12 protein-coding genes are annotated in these 15411 nt (G+C 55.0%); 5 read left to right on the top strand and 7 right to left on the bottom strand.

All coding sequences use genetic code 11. The features are described 5' to 3' along the window. Window positions 1-69 precede the first annotated feature (69 nt). Window positions 70-1224, top strand: coding sequence for a molecular chaperone DnaJ (dnaJ, locus tag B6A39_RS01595; RefSeq protein ID WP_083000686.1), 1155 nt, complete (start codon window positions 70-72; stop codon window positions 1222-1224). Window positions 1225-1426: 202 nt separating this feature from the next. Further along, complete coding sequence (locus B6A39_RS01600) at window positions 1427-2329, top strand: DMT family transporter (RefSeq protein WP_083000688.1); 903 nt, start codon at window positions 1427-1429, stop codon at window positions 2327-2329. Here B6A39_RS01600 and B6A39_RS01605 read toward each other — a convergent pair. From B6A39_RS01605 to B6A39_RS01615, 3 genes are read right to left on the bottom strand one after another with little or no spacing between them, the layout of a single operon-like run. Further along, entirely contained in the window at window positions 2307-3056 is a 750-nt protein-coding gene (locus tag B6A39_RS01605; protein ID WP_083000691.1) for an ABC transporter ATP-binding protein, read from the bottom strand. The genes B6A39_RS01600 and B6A39_RS01605 overlap by 23 nt on opposite strands. Beyond that, the gene (locus B6A39_RS01610) at window positions 3050-4120 is read right to left on the bottom strand and encodes a FecCD family ABC transporter permease (RefSeq protein ID WP_083000694.1); all 1071 of its coding nucleotides are present in this window, start codon (window positions 4118-4120) and stop codon (window positions 3050-3052) included. The genes B6A39_RS01605 and B6A39_RS01610 overlap by 7 nt, the downstream gene beginning before the upstream one ends. Then, window positions 4110-5237, bottom strand: a complete 1128-nt coding sequence (locus tag B6A39_RS01615) for an ABC transporter substrate-binding protein (protein WP_083000696.1) — start codon at window positions 5235-5237, stop codon at window positions 4110-4112. The genes B6A39_RS01610 and B6A39_RS01615 overlap by 11 nt, the downstream gene beginning before the upstream one ends. Window positions 5238-5511: 274 nt before the next feature. Here B6A39_RS01615 and B6A39_RS01620 point away from each other — a divergent pair, with 274 nt between their 5' ends. Together B6A39_RS01620 and dapB are read left to right on the top strand one after the other, a co-directional pair. Further along, window positions 5512-5793, top strand: coding sequence for a DUF2218 domain-containing protein (locus B6A39_RS01620; RefSeq protein WP_009723756.1), 282 nt, complete (start codon window positions 5512-5514; stop codon window positions 5791-5793). A gap of 139 nt (window positions 5794-5932) precedes the next feature. Continuing rightward, window positions 5933-6739, top strand: coding sequence for a 4-hydroxy-tetrahydrodipicolinate reductase (dapB, locus tag B6A39_RS01625; RefSeq protein WP_083000698.1), 807 nt, complete (start codon window positions 5933-5935; stop codon window positions 6737-6739). A gap of 136 nt (window positions 6740-6875) precedes the next feature. On the opposite strand, the gene guaD is transcribed toward dapB, so the two are convergent. The 4 genes from guaD to B6A39_RS01645 all read right to left on the bottom strand — a co-directional run bounded on the left by guaD (window position 6876) and on the right by B6A39_RS01645 (window position 13603). Beyond that, the gene (gene guaD, locus B6A39_RS01630) at window positions 6876-8225 is read right to left on the bottom strand and encodes a guanine deaminase (RefSeq protein ID WP_083000700.1); all 1350 of its coding nucleotides are present in this window, start codon (window positions 8223-8225) and stop codon (window positions 6876-6878) included. Window positions 8226-8260: 35 nt separating this feature from the next. Then, window positions 8261-10672 (bottom strand): xanthine dehydrogenase molybdopterin binding subunit, encoded by a 2412-nt coding sequence (gene xdhB, locus B6A39_RS01635; protein WP_083000702.1) that lies wholly within the window; start codon window positions 10670-10672, stop codon window positions 8261-8263. Next, the gene (xdhA, locus tag B6A39_RS01640; protein WP_083000704.1) at window positions 10656-12140 is read right to left on the bottom strand and encodes a xanthine dehydrogenase small subunit; all 1485 of its coding nucleotides are present in this window, start codon (window positions 12138-12140) and stop codon (window positions 10656-10658) included. The genes xdhB and xdhA overlap by 17 nt, the downstream gene beginning before the upstream one ends. Window positions 12141-12244: 104 nt before the next feature. Then, complete coding sequence (locus B6A39_RS01645) at window positions 12245-13603, bottom strand: NCS2 family permease (RefSeq protein ID WP_083000706.1); 1359 nt, start codon at window positions 13601-13603, stop codon at window positions 12245-12247. Window positions 13604-14197: 594 nt separating this feature from the next. Here B6A39_RS01645 and carA point away from each other — a divergent pair. Then, window positions 14198-15343, top strand: coding sequence for a glutamine-hydrolyzing carbamoyl-phosphate synthase small subunit (carA, locus tag B6A39_RS01650; protein WP_198036774.1), 1146 nt, complete (start codon window positions 14198-14200; stop codon window positions 15341-15343). Window positions 15344-15411 lie beyond the last annotated feature (68 nt).

Below are 15411 nucleotides of genomic sequence, written 5' to 3' on the forward strand. Positions count from 1 at the left end.
ACTCCCGCGTTGCTGTTTCCGAAGCAGACGCCTAATTAAGTGCGTAGCTAACCAGGAGGCGTAGGACCCATGTCCAAACGCGATTATTACGAAGTCCTGGGTGTCGAAAAAGGGGCTGATCAGAAAGAGATCAAAAAAGCCTACCGCCGCTTGGCGCAAAAATTCCACCCTGATCGAAACCCAGGCGATAACACCGCCGCGGAAAAATTCCGTGAGGTGTCAGAAGCGTACGAAGTCTTAAGCGATGGCGAAAAGCGCGCGGCGTATGACCAGTTTGGTCACGCTGGTGTTGACGGCCAAGGTGGCGGCTTTGGCGGTGGCGGGTTCGGCGGTGGTGGCGCTGGCGACTTCAGCGACATCTTCGGCGATGTGTTTGGCGATATCTTTGGTGGCGGTGGTGGCCGTCGTCGTGGCCCTAACGCCCCCGCGCGTGGCAGTGATCTACGCTACAACTTAGAGCTGGATCTGGAGAACGCAGTTTCCGGCACAACCGTTGATATCCGCGTGCCACGCCATATCGAATGTGACCGCTGCGATGGTGAAGGTGCTGAGCCTGGTTCTAGCAAAGAAACCTGCCCCACGTGCCATGGCCACGGCCAAGTGCGTATGCAGCAAGGCTTCTTTGCGGTTCAGCAAACTTGCCCGACCTGTCACGGCAGTGGCCAGCACATCAAGGTGCCGTGCCACAAATGTAACGGTGAAGGCCGCGTGCGGGAAACGCGCACGCTATCGGTGAAGATTCCGCCAGGTGTGGATACTGGTGATCGCATTCGTCTGAATGGCGAAGGTGAAAGTGGTATTAACGGTGGCCCGCCCGGTGACCTGTATGTTCAGGTGTCGATCAAGCCACACCACATCTTCCAGCGTGATGGCAAACACCTGCAGTGTGACGTGCCGATCAACTTTGTTGACGCTGCATTAGGTGGGGAGCTAGAAGTACCCACGCTAGACGGCCGTGTGAAACTGAAGATTCCACCGGAAACTCAAACCGGCAAACTCTTCAGGCTGCGCGGTAAAGGTGTGAAACCGGTACGTGGTGGCGCTCCTGGCGACTTGCTTTGCAAAGTGGTGCTGGAGACGCCGGTCAATCTCAATGACGAGCAGAAAGACCTGCTTCGTCAGTTGCAAGAGAGCTTTGACGGCAGCAATAGCCACAGCCACTCGCCGAAGAAAACTGGCTTCTTCGACAGTGTGAAGAAGTTTTTTGAAGAGATGAAACCGTAACGGCGATTCACTTCACAGCACATCAGCGCCCCGGCATTTTCTAGTGTCGGGGCGTTTTTTATATTGGCTGTAGACACCTAAATCATTGTGTTGCTTGGTGTAAAATAGTTGGCCTGATGGACTTATCGTTTAATCGCTAACCGATACCTTTTAAAGCAGAGTTATTTGCACATGAATTATTTGCACGTAAGGACGAGGGCAAATGCTAGCGGATGAAGAGTCTCGCCCTGGGTTGGGCATTGGGTTGCGGGTGCTTTCCGGCGTGCTGTTTACCGGTATGTTGGTGTGTATTAAAGCGGTGAGTGATGAGGTGCCAGTAGGGCAGTCGGTGTTTTTCCGCTCGTTATTTGCGCTGTTGCCGATTGTTGTTTTTTTGATGCTTCGTCGCGAATTTCCGCAGGGATTGGCGACGCGTCGTCCATTGGGTCATGCGTTGCGCTCGGGGCTTGGGGCGGCGGCAATGTTCGCGTCGTTCGCGGCGGTGGCCTTGTTACCTGTCGCGGAAACGACGTTGTTGGCCCAGCTAACACCTGTATTTATGGCGTTGGGTGGCGTCTTGCTGCTGGGGGAGCGCTTTTCGCTTTATCGGGTGGGCGCTATTGCGTTGGCGTTAGCTGGGGTGGCGGTGTTGGTGCTGCCAGGGCTTGAGGCCAGTCGCGAGCAAGGGCAGCTGGCTGGCTATGCGCTAGGGGCGCTGAGCGCGCTATTAACTGCGGGGGCGCTGCTAACCGTACGGCGCATTTCACGTACCGAAACAGCAGGCTCCATTGCCTTCTACTTTATTCTGGTCTCTGCGCTAGCGGGGTTGGCAACGCTGCCCTTTGGCTGGGCACCGCTTAAAGGTGATGTGGTGTGGTTGTTAGTGCTTTCTGGTTTGTTTGGCGGCTCGGCCCATATTGCGATGACGCTGGCGCTACGTTACGCCGAAGCGTCACGCCTAGCGCCTTTTGAATACATCGCGTTGGTGTGGCCTGTGTTAGCAGATTGGCTGCTGTTTGGCCTGCCAGTTTCCAGCGGCTTTTTGCTGGCACTGCCGTTTCTACTTAGCGGGGTCGGGCTGGCCACACTGGAAGGCCGCCGGATTAAACGGCTTCTTCGACGATAAGCTGAGGACGGCCCTTTGAGCATGGCTCAATACGCGCCGTCACTTTGTAAACTTGGCGCAGTAACTCAGGTGAAATTACTTCCTCGGTTGTGCCGCAGGCGATTAAACGGCCGTTCTCTAACACCATGGCTGCATCAGTGAAACGCAACGCATGCCCGAGATCGTGAAGGGCAACCAGAATGAGCATGTTGCGCTCATCGGCAAGACGCCGCAGTACGCTTAGCAGGTTGATCTGGCGGTTAAGATCAAGCGCTGAGGTAGGCTCATCCAGCATTAAAATTTCAGGCTCTTGAACCAGCGCCTGGGCGGCGCTCACCAATTGACGTTGCCCGCCGCTCAGATCACCAATATCGCGTTCGCCAAGCGCGCTGATATTGAGCTCTTCAAGCGCTCGGTCGACCTGGGTAAGGTCTTCAGCCTGCACTTTTAGGCTGCGCCCTTGCATGCGTGCCAGTAGCACTGACTCGTACACCGTTAGCACCGCTTTTGCCCCCGTATCTTGAGGCATATACGCCACTGGGCGTTCAGCACTAGTGCCACTGACAATCACCTCGCCGCCCCCTTTTAGCAGGCCTAAAATACGGCGAAACAGGGTTGATTTACCCGCTGCGTTAGGGCCAAGCAGGGCAACAATCTGACCGCCCTGAAAGCGCGGGGTTGTTATGTCCTGAATAATAGGACGACGCCCGTAGCGAGCAGAAACGTGGTTGAGTTGTAGGGTTACCATGATGCCTTCTTATGGTTGAGTACCAAAAATAGAAAGAAGGGAATGCCCACGAGTGATGTGATAATGCCAATGGGAATAATGGTGCCTGGAATAATGATTTTGGAAATCACTGAGCCAACCGAAAGGATAAGCGCGCCGCATAAAGCAGAGCCGGGAAGGAAGAAGCGCTGATCCTCACCCAGCAGAATGCGCGCAATGTGTGGCCCTACTAGACCGATAAAACCAATGGTGCCGACAAAGGCGACGGCAATCGCTGCAAGTAGCGACACCAGCACTAAAACTTCTAAGCGTAGTGCACGCGGGTTGACGCCCATGCTTTCGGCCTTGGCATCCCCCAGTCGCATAGCGGTTAGCGCCCAACCGTGGCGTGCCAGTAACGGCATGACTGCTGCCAGTACACCGAGTGCAATCCAAAACTTTGGCCAGGTTGCCTTGGTTAGACTGCCCATGGTCCAGAAGACAACGGCGGCGACAGCCTGTTGGCTGGCAAAAAACTGAATCAATGCCATTAATGAGTTAAAAATAAACACCATCGCAATGCCTAGCAGTACGATCGTTTCTACCGTAACGCCGCGCTTAAGGCTGAGTGCGTGGATTAAAAAAGCGGTCACCATTGCCATCAGGAACGCATTGATGGGGACGACATACTCAATGGCCGCAGGGATGATCGCAACGCCAAAAGCCAAGCCCAGGGCAGCGCCAAAGCTAGCGCCGGCCGAAATGCCTAGCGTAAACGGGCTGGCCAGCGGATTGCTTAGGATCGTTTGCATCTGAGCACCGGCCACCGAGAGGCTGGCACCCACCACTAACGCCATCAGCGCCACGGGCATGCGAATTTCCCACAAAATGACACGTGCCTGCTGGCTAACAGTATCCGGGGTAAACAAAGCAGCAACGACTTCGCCAAGACTGTAGCGTGCAGGGCCAAGTGCAAGGTCAATACACAGGCTTAAGAACAGCGCTATGACCAGCGCCGCCAAGATCAGTTGGCGGCGAAATACCTGGGTGCGATAGAAGGCGCGCCCGTGGGAAACGCTATTCATTGCAGTGCTGTCAGTCGTCATTTAAAGATATCCAATAACCGGGTGCATAATCGATAGGCAAAAAGCGATCGTGCAGCTCGCGCATTGTCGCTTCAGGGTCGAGATCGTCAAACAGTTCGGGGTGCAGCCATTTCGCCAATTGCTGCACAGCAACAAAATAGTAAGGGCTGTTATAGAACTGATGCCAAATGGCGTGGAAATTGCCAGTGTCGACTGCTTCAATGCCGGTCATGGCGGTGCGCTCGGTGAGTGCTTCGAGTTTCGCGCGAGCGTGATCCATGTTTGCGCCTGGTCCTACCCCTACCCAGGCGCCGCCGGGAACGTAAGCATCCCAATTGCCGCCCGTAACAACGACGTGCTCGGGGTTGGCGGCAATAATTTGTTCAGGATTCAAATTGCCGAAGCTGTTAGGAATAATGCCTTCGGCAATGTTGTTACCGCCAGCCAGGGTGACATACTCGCCAAAGTTAGCAGGGCCAAAGCTCATGCAGCATTCATCTGAATACCCGCCTGCCCGGTCAATAAACACGCTCGGGCGCTCTGGGTTGGCGCCTTCAATAACATCAGTAACCCGCGCCATCTGCTCTTCAGCAAAGGCGATAAATTCCTCGGCAGCGGCTTCATCTCCCATCAGCTTGCCAATAATCCGCATCGAGGGAATCGTATGTGCGATGGGGTCTTCACGGAAATCCACATAGACAATAGGGATATCCAGCTCGGCTAACTTATCGTCATAGGCGGCGTCTTCAGTGGCCGCTTTCGCCTCAATATTCATCAGGATGACGTCAGGGTTAAGCGCCGCTGCTTGCTCAACATCAAAGGTGCCATCTTTGAAGCCACCAAAGGTGGGGATTGCCTCAATGTCGGGGAAACGTTCCAGATAGCGGGCGTAATTATCGGGATCCGCCTGAGAAAAGTCTTCCCGCCAGCCAACCACATGGATAAACGGTGTTTCGGGTTCCAGCAGGCCAAGCAGATAAATTTGCCTTCCTTCGCCTAAGATAACCCGCTCGGCAGGAGCGTCTAAGGAGACTTGACGGCCTGCAACATCGGTAACGGTGATGCTATCTGCATTGGCAGCGGTGAACGTTAAAGCGGTTAGTGCGCTAAGTAGCGTCCTGAAAGCGTGGGAAGACATAACTATATTGATCACCAGTTGGTAAGTGAAACTAACCGAGGGTCGCCAGCGCGACTATTGAGAGGTAACGCCAAGAGGAAATTGATTATGCGTGTAATTCGTATTCACAAAGTTGAGCATTATTACGAAAACAGTATTGTTTGTCGAGGTGAGCTTTCATGAAGGGGCGTCGTTGGAACGCACTGTTGCAAGTCTTTATTATTTGACGCTTGGCGGTTTCTATTGTGAGGATTACGCTAGTAGGCATTAACTCGCTACCTTTGGAGAAAATACGATGCCTTTATCCCGTGCCGAAATCGTAACGCCTTCTGGCGAGCGCTTGATAAACCGCTTGTGCAAGCATTGGGCGCATAAGCTTGAGGTCGAACATAACGAGCAAGATGCCAAAATCATATTTGCCAGCGGCACCTGCCTAATGCATGTGGAGGCAGATCGCTTGATTGTTTCCCTTGAAACCTTGGAAGAAGAGCATCTTGATCAGTTAGAGGGGGTGGTGGAAAGTCACCTCATGCGCATGGCAAAAGATGAGCCGCTGGAAATTGTTTGGGAGAACTAGTCCGCTTGAAGCAGCGTGTACACTGCCTTAAGCAAGCGCCGCATCATTAAGAGGGGTCTGTTATAATTTCGGCCACTTTTTTATCCTTGTTTTTCTTATATCAAGCTTGGTGCCGAACGGCGCTCGCGCAGGAGTTCTCATGACCCGAATTGCCATTGTAGGCGTCGCTGGCCGTATGGGCCGCACGTTAGTAAATGCGGTAGAGCAGCAGGCAGATGCCTCACTTGCAGGCGGCATTGTTGAGCCAGGTAGTTCCTTAGCGGGTGCGGACATTGGTGAGCTGGCAGGCGTTGGCAAACGCGGCGTGGTAGCAGTCGATTCTCTCGATGCGATTGTGGACGACTTCGATGTTCTAATCGATTTCACCGCGCCGCAGGTAACTCTGGCAAATTTGGCATTCTGCGCCGAGCACGGCAAGGGCATTGTGATTGGCACTACTGGCATGAGCGATGACGAACTGGTCGAGCTGGACAGCTACCGCGATAAAGTGGCCATGGTGTTCGCGCCTAATATGAGTGTCGGTGTTAACTTGACTCTCAAGTTGCTTGAGACCGCTGCAAAAGCTCTCGGTGATGAAGGCTACGATATTGAAGTCATTGAAGCGCACCATCGCCATAAAGTGGATGCGCCTTCTGGCACGGCGATTAAGATGGGAGAAGTGGTCGCGGAGAGCATCGGCCGCACGTTAAAAGAGCACGGGGTCTATGAGCGGGTAGGCCAGTGTGGGCCGCGCACCGACAAAGAGATCGGTTTTGCCACCGTGCGCGCTGGCGACATTGTTGGCGAACACACAGTGATGTTTGCCACTGAAGGCGAGCGTATCGAAATTACTCATAAAGCCTCCAGCCGTATGACCTTTGCTAAAGGCGCGGTTCGCGCTGCTCGCTGGGTCGCTGATAAAGCGCATGGCCGTTACGATATGCAGGATGTATTAGGTTTAGAGTAATGTTTTAGTACAACAGGGCGCGTTTCGATATGCACTCTGTTGGCTGCTGAACATGGCTTTTTTTGATGGCCTCCGAACCTGCTAGCAGGGTGAGGGGGCTTGCTGCTTTTTGGCCCCCTCCTGATTAATTTTCTGCTTAATTTTGACGTCGGTGTTGTAGACGTCCTCCAGCCCAGGTTTCGAAGATAGCGCGGTCGTCGCCTAGCATCATTAGAGTGAATAACTCCTCTGCCAAACTTTCGCATCGTGCCATACGTCGTGCCATCAGCGGTGAGGCGGACAGGTCGATAACGACGAAGTCGGCATCCATGCCTGGTGCAAAACGGCCGATACGGTCATCTAGCGATAGGGATACGGCATTGCCTCTGGTCAGGGCATGGAAGCCTGACCAGGCCGTCAGTGGCTGGCCGAGCAGTTGCCCTACTTGATAGCCCGCCTTGAGAGTCGCTAATCCGGAAAGGTCGGTGCCAGCGCCAATATCGCTGGCCAGGGTTAGATTTAACCCGCTTTCATGGGCGGCGTGGCGGTCGAACAAGCCGCTACCAAGGAAGAGGTTAGAGCTGGGGCAAAAAGCGATATTGGCACTGCGTTCAGCCAGCCGCTTGCGCATGCCATTGTCCAGATGAATGCCATGGGCAAAGGTGCTGCGTGGCCCAACCAGGCCGGACTGCTCGTAAACCTCGAGGTAGTCACGGCTTTCTGGAAACAGCTCGGCTACCCAGTCCAGTTCGCCGAGGTTTTCCGATAAGTGAGTTTGCAGCCATAGGCTTTCATCGTTGCGTAGCAGGCCACCGGCGGCATCAAGCTGGGTGCGCGTGGAAGTGGGAGCAAAGCGCGGTGTAACACTGTAGCCAAGGCGATCGGTGCCATGCCAGTCGCTGATCAAGCGCTCGGTATCACGAATGCCGCCGAGGGTCTTGTCGGTAAGTGCTTCGGGGGCGTGGCGATCCATCAGTACCTTGCCAGCGAGCATACACAGGCCGCGGCGTTGGGCGGCGCTGAAGAAGGCATCTACCGAATTGGGATGGCTTGAGCAGAACACTTGGGCGGTGGTGGTCCCGACTCGCATCAACTCTTTGAGAAAAGCTTCTGCCATGTTGTCGGCATGCGCCCGCTGGGCGAAACGGCACTCTTCAGGAAAGGTATAGTCATTCAACCAGTCCAGCAGTTGGCGGCCATAAGAGGCCATGATATCGAGCTGAACGTAGTGAACATGGCTGTCAATAAAGCCTGGCATGACCAGCTTGTCACGCTGGTCGATGACGCTAATATCGACGGGGAGTTGAGGGGCCAGGGTGCGATAGTCGCCAACACCCTGAATGCGACCGTCGGCCCACCACAGGGCACCGTCTTGGTGGTAGACAACGCTACCCTCTCGGGGCGTGTCGCCATCTCCGGGGTCGGCATCGAAACTCAAGACCCGTGCACGTATTAACCAAGCTTGCCCCTGCTCTTGTTTCAGGCATTGTCCTTGCTCTTCATTCATGATGTTGCTCCTGAAGATAATTAGAGGGAGAAAGCTTAACGGCCATTGCTGTGTCGCTTGTCAGCGGGATGGTCAAGTTTGGCTCGTGCGGCTTCGGCGGCAGCCATGACTCGCTCCGGTGTGGCTGGCGTATCCAGAGGTATCGCCTGGGTGTATCCGTTTAGGCTGGCCAAGCCGTCGCGCAGGGCCGCCCATACCGACATGCCAAGCATAAAAGGGGGTTCACCCACGGCCTTGGAACGATAGATGCTGGCCATGGAGTTGGGGTGGCCTTCCATTAAGGAGGTATTGAAAGTAGCCGGTAGATCGCCGTAAGTAGGGATCTTGTAGGTCGCGGGGCCATTCGAAATCAGTTGGCCTTTACCATTCCATTTCAGCTCTTCACTGGTTAACCAGCCCATGCCTTGGATGAAGCCACCTTCGACCTGGCCGATATCGATAGCCGGATTCAGGGAGTCACCCACGTCGTGGAGGATGTCGACACGATCTACCAAGTATTCGCCGCTCAGGGTATCTATTGAAACTTCGGCCACCGCCGCACCAAAGGCATAGTAGTAGAAGGGGCGGCCATTGCCGCTGGTACGGTCATAATGGATTAATGGTGTGGCGTAGAAGCCTTTTTCCGATAGCGAGATGCGCGATAGATAGGCGGCTTGAACCAGCTCTCCCCAAGCGATGCGGCGTTCACTTTCGCCAAAGCCGGCTATTAGATAACCCTCTTTCATGTGGATGGTTTCTCGATCGAGATGGTAGTGCTCGGCAGCAAAGTCATAAAGCCGTGTTTTTAGTTTGAGCGCGGCATCGCGAGCCGCTTGGCCATTGAGGTCGGCGCCGCTGGAGGCGGCAGTGGGAGAGGTATTGGGCACTTTGTCAGTACGTGTAGCGGTGATGCGCACGCTATCAAGATCCAGGCCCAGCTCGCGCGCGACCACTTGGCAAATCTTCGTATGCAGCCCCTGACCCATCTCGGTGCCGCCGTGGTTGATCATTACGCTGCCGTCGGTATAAACGTGAAGGAGCGCGCCTGCTTGGTTGAGGTGCTGGGCGGTGAAGGAAATGCCGAATTTTACCGGAGTCAACGCCAAGCCTTTGCGAATGACGGGGCTCTTGGTGTTGAACTCTCGGATTGCTCGGCGCCGCTGCCAGTAGTCGCTAGAGGTTTCGAGTTGCTCAACCAGCTCATGCAGGAGAACGGTCTGATCCACCGTCTGGCCGTAATGCGTCGTGTTGCGGCCGTCGCGGTAAAAGTTGCGCTTGCGTATCGTCAGCGGATCTTCGCCTAGACGGCGAGCGATATCCTCCATTGCCGCTTCGATAACCATCATACCTTGAGGGCCGCCGAAGCCGCGGAAGGCTGTGTTAGAGGCAGTATGGGTGCGCGCTCGATATCCTGTAACGCGGACGTCACCCAGTGAATAGGCGTTATCCGAGTGAAACATAGCGCGATCAACAATGGCGTCGGAAAGGTCGGGTGAATAGCCACAGTCGCCGATCACATTGATATCGCCACCCAGAATCACGCCATGGGCATCGACGCCAAGGCGATAGTCGTTATGAAAAGGGTGGCGCTTTCCGGTCGCCCGCATGTCATCGACCCGCGGTAAGCGAAAGCGACAGCTGCGCCCGGTTCGCCTGGCAATTAAGGCGGCGAGGCAGGCCCAGGGAGAAGCCTGTGTTTCCTTGCCTCCGAATCCGCCCCCCATGCGGCGTGTCTCGACGGTAACGGCATGGAAGGGAATACCGAGTACCTCGGCGACCAGTTTCTGCGTCTCGCTGGGATGCTGGTTGGAGGTATGAATCATGACGCCTTCGTCTTCGCTGGGATGGGCGACGCAGGCTTGCCCTTCCAAGTAGAAGTGTTCCTGGCCACCGACAAACTGTTTGCCAGCAACGACAATGGCGGCGTCGGCAAAGGCTTTTTCCCAGTCTCCACTGATCTGTTGATGAGTGGGGCGAACCAGATCACCCGCGTTGGCGGCAGCAACGGGGTCGAGGCTTGCTGGGCGCTCTTCGATCTCGATAATTGCCTTTTCGACTGCTTGACGAGCCGCACGGTGGCTGTCGGCTGCCACGGCGAACAGCACTTGGCCCGCGTAGAGCACTTCGCCGTCAGCCATGATGGGATCCCCTGGGAAAACGGGGCCAATATCGGTATGGCCTGGCACGTCTGCCACGCTAATAACATCGACCACACCAGGAGCAGACCTTACCGCGTCCAGGTCCATGCGAGTGATGCGACCATGGGCGATAGATGACAGGCCTGCGGCTAGGTGGAGGGCATTGGCCGGAAGGGCTAGGTCATCAATATAAGCCGCGCGCCCGGTGACATGCTTGATAGCGCTCTCGTGGTTAGCTGACGTACCAGAAAAAATGCTGCCGACATGTTGTGCTGGCTGACATGCTTTCTGCTCAGGCTGTGTTGCTGGCAGATCAGTGAGCGTACGCATGGAGCATCACCTCCTGAGTGTTTGTTTGGGCGTGGGTAGATGATTCGATGACCAGACGCAGGCGTTCAAGTAGCGCACTCGCTGACCGCGTGCGGTAGTCGGCGCTGCCACGAACATCGCTCATCGGTGAGAAGTCATTCGCGAGTGCTTGGCGTGCAGCCTCGAAGACGGTTGGTGAGGGTGGATTCCCTTCGAGAGCCACTTCGGCCCCACGGGCTCGGGCAGGTATGCCGGCCATGCCGCCGAAGGCCAGGCGGACATCGCGTAGGCATCCATCCTCCAGATGCCAGGCAAAGGCACCCAGCACGGCAGAAATGTCATCTTCGCGCCGCTTCGAGAGTTTCCATACTTTCAGCTGGCGGCCTGCTTGCGGGGCCGGGGTGAAAACTGCGCTTAACACTTCATTGTTAGCTAAGTCGGTCTTTTTGTAGTCGATGAAGAAGTTGTTGGCGGCAATCTCGCGGGAGCCGTTAGGGCCTGCGAGGCGAAGCTGCGCATCAAGAGCCAGCAGCACCGGCGGGGTATCGCCGATGGGGGATGCATTAGCGACGTTGCCACCCAAGGTGCCGCGGTTGCGTACCTGAGCCGAGCCTAGGCGGTGTAGAAGATGGGCAAAGGTTGGATATTCACTCTCGAGTAAGGGCTCCAGGCGTGCATAGGTGACGGCTGCTCCGATCCACCAACCGGGGCGCCCGCTCGCATCCTGACCTTGTTCAATTTGCTGAAGCTCACTTACGCGCGTGGTATCGATAAGCCGTGGTAAGTCCTTCAGTTGTTGGGTGACTTCAAGCCAAAGGTCAGTGGCACCCGCAACCAAGCGTGCTTCTGGATGGGCTGCGCGTAGGCGCACTAGGTCATTCAACTGACGGGGCTGGTGGAAGCGGCTGCTAGCTTCGTCCAGGTTAGCCACGTGCTGATTATCTTGCGCATCATTCAGTGTTGCATCTAACCATGCAGGGCGATGGCCATCGATACTGTTCATTGCTAATGCCGCATCACGAATGGGGCGATAGCCAGTGCAGCGACACAGGTTGCCGCCAAGTGCGGCTTCAAGGCGCTCAGGGCTAAAGGGAGTGGCGAGCGGGTTAGTGTGCTGTTCTTCGTGCAGTGTGAACAATGACATCACAATGCCCGGCGTGCAGAAGCCGCATTGGCTACCATGACATTCGACCATGGCTGCCTGGGCGGGATGCAAGTATTGCTGGTCGTCAGCGAGACCTTCGACGGTGACTAAGTGGCGGCCTTGGAGCTGATGAGCGGGCATGATGCAGGCGTTGGCGCTGTGGTAGCGTAGCTCGCCATTGGCATCAGGTGCCCCGATGGCTACCGTACAAGCGCCACAATCCCCCGACGCGCAACCTTCCTTGGTGCCGGTCAGGTGTAGTTGTTCTCTTAGCAGTTCTAGAACACTAAGATGAACATCCGCCGCAACGCGGTGCGGCTGCCCATTGAGATAAAAATTAATCATAATTCGACCTGTATATTGTTATTGGTTGCTAATGGCTGTCCGATCGGTCAGTTGGCGCGTGAGAAACGGGGTATTTCTTGATGACTCAGCATGAGAAGAGTCGTCTATTGTGCTGTCAGCAGCATAACCACCGCTAACAGGGCGGAGACCCACATAGCAGGCTTAATCTCGTCTAGCTTGCCGGTGGCCAGCCGGATGAGCACAAAGCTGATAAAACCAAAGGCGATGCCCAGGGTGATGGAGTACGTCAGCGGCATTAAAATGATGGCCAGAAATGCGGGAAAGGCTTCCTCGAGACGGCTCCAGTCAATCTTTCCAATCGGTGCCATCATGAACAGCCCCACCAGGACAAGAGCGGGAGCAGTCGCGATGCTGGGAACTAGGGACAGCAACGGTGAGAGAAACAAGAAAGGCAGGAACAATACGCCAATAACGACGGCCGTGAGTCCTGTGCGGCCGCCCTGGGCAACGCCGGCACCGGATTCGATAAAGGTTTGTGCCGCGCTGGTGCCGAGGGGGGCCGCGATCATCGATGCGAAAGCATCCACCGTCATGGAACGCTTAAGGTTGCGTGGATTGCCGTTGGCATCCTTGAGATCAGCTGACTCGGATAGCGCCATAAAGCAAGACAGTGAGTCGAAGAAGTTAGTAAACAGCATCACGAAAATGAACGGCAGGTAAGCCACCTTGAGGGCGCCCAGAATATCGACCTTCATTACCGCCGAGAAATCTGGCCATGCGGCTAGGCCTTGCCAAGCCACCAATACGTCGTCACTCCACAGCCGCCCCATAGGGATTGCCAACAGAGTGGTTAGGGCGATGCCTAAGATCAGAGCGCCATTGAAGCCGCGAATGACCAGTATCGCGGTAGCCATTAGGCCAATAAAGAAAGTTATTAGGCTTGCGTTTAGATCACCGAGGCTAATCAGGGTCGCTGGGTTGGCTACGATGAACCCGGCATTCTTGAGCCCAATAAAGGTGATGAATAGGCCTATCCCGCAGGTGATGGCATAGCGCAATGAGGCTGGAATGGCCTCGATGATGGCTTCGCGAACGTTAAACAGCGCCAAAATAGCGAACAGTACTCCTGACCAGAATACGCAGCCTAGGGCAACTTCCCACGACAACCCTGCGCCAAGCACCAGGGTGTAGGTGAAAAGCGCATTCATGCCCATTCCAGGAGCAACTAAAATTGGGTTGCGGGCATACAAGCCCATGGCCAAGCTACTAAAGAAGCTGATGACCACGGTGGCGGAGAGTGCCGCAGAAAAGGGAATGCCAGCATCGGATAAGATGGCTGGGTTGACCACGATGATATACATCCCGGCTAGAAACGTCGCGATGCCTGCAAGCACTTCGGTCTTCACCGAGGAGCCGCGGCGGCTGACATTGAAGTAATTATCCAGGGTGCTCGTTGCTTGTACGGGAGGAGAGCCGGAATACGGCGTAGGGCTTTGTGGCATGACGATATTCTCTTTGTATTTGTTGGGTGAGCTATCGAAAAAAACGTATTTGACCATTCGGTCAACTCGGACAAGCGTAGACAAAAAGACATCAAGAAGGCAACCAAATATATTAATTGCGTATACAAAAAAATTTTGATCGACTGTCACTATCCTCATTTATCGACGGTATAAATGCCGTGACATACTGATTGCACAAGAAAACGTCGCGTATAATGTCATCGGTAGCTTTAGGACTAGCCTAAGGTCGATAAATCCTGTAACATTCCAAAAATTTTGGCCCAGTGGCTGCAAAAAGCAGCAAAATGTCTACAGTGAACGCAGGTTCTTATGCGTTGAATATGTGGATATAAAGAAAGCACCGCGCTTGTTGCACTGGCCTCAGGTTAGAGAAAATAGTCAGCTAGATGCTGCGCCATGGCCATTTGCCACGGAAGAGAACAACAAGCGGGATGAAACCGATTTTTTACTATCGGCTTCGTCCCGCTTTTTTACGACCCGACGTTTGCACGCAAACGCCGACAAACCGGATCGCCGAGCCTGCGCCCACAGGCTCCCACCAGCATGGGAGAACTTGTCTTGAATAACCCCGCATTGAGCAAACCCGCGATATTGGCCCTGGAAGATGGCAGTGTGTTTCATGGAATTGCCATTGGCGCGGATGGCGTCACAAGCGGTGAGGTGGTGTTCAATACAGCCATGACCGGCTACCAGGAAATCCTCACTGACCCTTCTTACACCCGCCAAATCGTCACGCTGACCTATCCTCATATCGGCAATACCGGCATTAATTCTGAAGATGTGGAATCTGCATCGATTGCCGCAGCGGGCTTGGTGATTCGTGATTTGCCCCTGCTAGCCAGCAGTTTCCGTTCAGAGCAAAGCCTTTCTGATTATCTGAAAAGCCAAAATGTGCTGGGCATTGCGGATATCGATACCCGCCGTTTAACGCGCATTCTGCGCAACAAAGGCGCGCAAAATGGCGCGATACTGGCGGGTGCAGAAGCAGAGGGCGATGATGCGGTAGAGCGGGCACTGGCGGCAGCAAAGGCATTTCCCGGGTTGAAGGGCATGGATCTGGCCAAAGAAGTCTCTTGCAAAGAGGCTTACGAATGGACACAAGGCGAGTGGACCCTGGGCGAGGGTTACGCTGATACGGTGAAAGATGAGCGTCCTTACCACGTGGTGGCGTATGACTTCGGTGTGAAATTTAACATCCTACGCATGCTGGCCGCGCGCGGCTGCCGGTTGACGATTGTGCCGGCACAAACGCCAGCTGCTGACGTGCTGGCAATGAGCCCGGATGGTGTCTTTTTGGCTAACGGCCCGGGTGACCCTGAGCCTTGTGATTACGCCATCAAAGCGATTCAGGACATATTGGAAACCAATACGCCTGTATTTGGTATTTGCCTTGGCCACCAGTTGCTGGCGCTGGCCTCGGGTGCCAAAACCATCAAAATGGGCCACGGCCATCACGGCGCCAACCATCCGGTGCAAGATTTAGACACTGGCATGGTAATGATTACCAGCCAAAACCACGGCTTTGCTGCCGATGAAGCGACCCTTCCAGCCAACGTACGTGCCACGCACCGTTCACTGTTCGATGGCACGCTTCAAGGAATCGAGCGAACTGACCGTCCGGCGTTTAGCTTCCAAGGTCACCCTGAAGCAAGCCCCGGCCCGCGTGATGTGGCACCGCTGTTTGATCGCTTTATTGCCATGATGCAGGCGCGTCGCTAACGCTGCCCTTGATCGCCGCCATGTAACGCCGTTTTTTTGTCGCTCATCGTCACCTATTTTGCGGGAAC

This window comes from Halomonas sp. GT (assembly GCF_002082565.1).
Lineage (GTDB): Bacteria > Pseudomonadota > Gammaproteobacteria > Pseudomonadales > Halomonadaceae > Vreelandella.

What these genes read in the sequence shown, in the direction of transcription:
- dnaJ (WP_083000686.1), top strand. Translation starts at nt 70, where the DNA reads ATGTCCAAACGCGATTATTACGAAGTCCTGGGTGTCGAAAAAGGGGCT.
- xdhB (WP_083000702.1), bottom strand. Translation starts at nt 10,672, where the DNA reads ATGCGTACGCTCACTGATCTGCCAGCAACACAGCCTGAGCAGAAAGCA.
- guaD (WP_083000700.1), bottom strand. Translation starts at nt 8,225, where the DNA reads ATGAATGAAGAGCAAGGACAATGCCTGAAACAAGAGCAGGGGCAAGCT.
- B6A39_RS01645 (WP_083000706.1), bottom strand. Translation starts at nt 13,603, where the DNA reads ATGCCACAAAGCCCTACGCCGTATTCCGGCTCTCCTCCCGTACAAGCA.
- dapB (WP_083000698.1), top strand. Translation starts at nt 5,933, where the DNA reads ATGACCCGAATTGCCATTGTAGGCGTCGCTGGCCGTATGGGCCGCACG.
- xdhA (WP_083000704.1), bottom strand. Translation starts at nt 12,140, where the DNA reads ATGATTAATTTTTATCTCAATGGGCAGCCGCACCGCGTTGCGGCGGAT.
- B6A39_RS01610 (WP_083000694.1), bottom strand. Translation starts at nt 4,120, where the DNA reads ATGACGACTGACAGCACTGCAATGAATAGCGTTTCCCACGGGCGCGCC.
- B6A39_RS01600 (WP_083000688.1), top strand. Translation starts at nt 1,427, where the DNA reads ATGCTAGCGGATGAAGAGTCTCGCCCTGGGTTGGGCATTGGGTTGCGG.
- B6A39_RS01615 (WP_083000696.1), bottom strand. Translation starts at nt 5,237, where the DNA reads ATGTCTTCCCACGCTTTCAGGACGCTACTTAGCGCACTAACCGCTTTA.
- B6A39_RS01620 (WP_009723756.1), top strand. Translation starts at nt 5,512, where the DNA reads ATGCCTTTATCCCGTGCCGAAATCGTAACGCCTTCTGGCGAGCGCTTG.
- B6A39_RS01605 (WP_083000691.1), bottom strand. Translation starts at nt 3,056, where the DNA reads ATGGTAACCCTACAACTCAACCACGTTTCTGCTCGCTACGGGCGTCGT.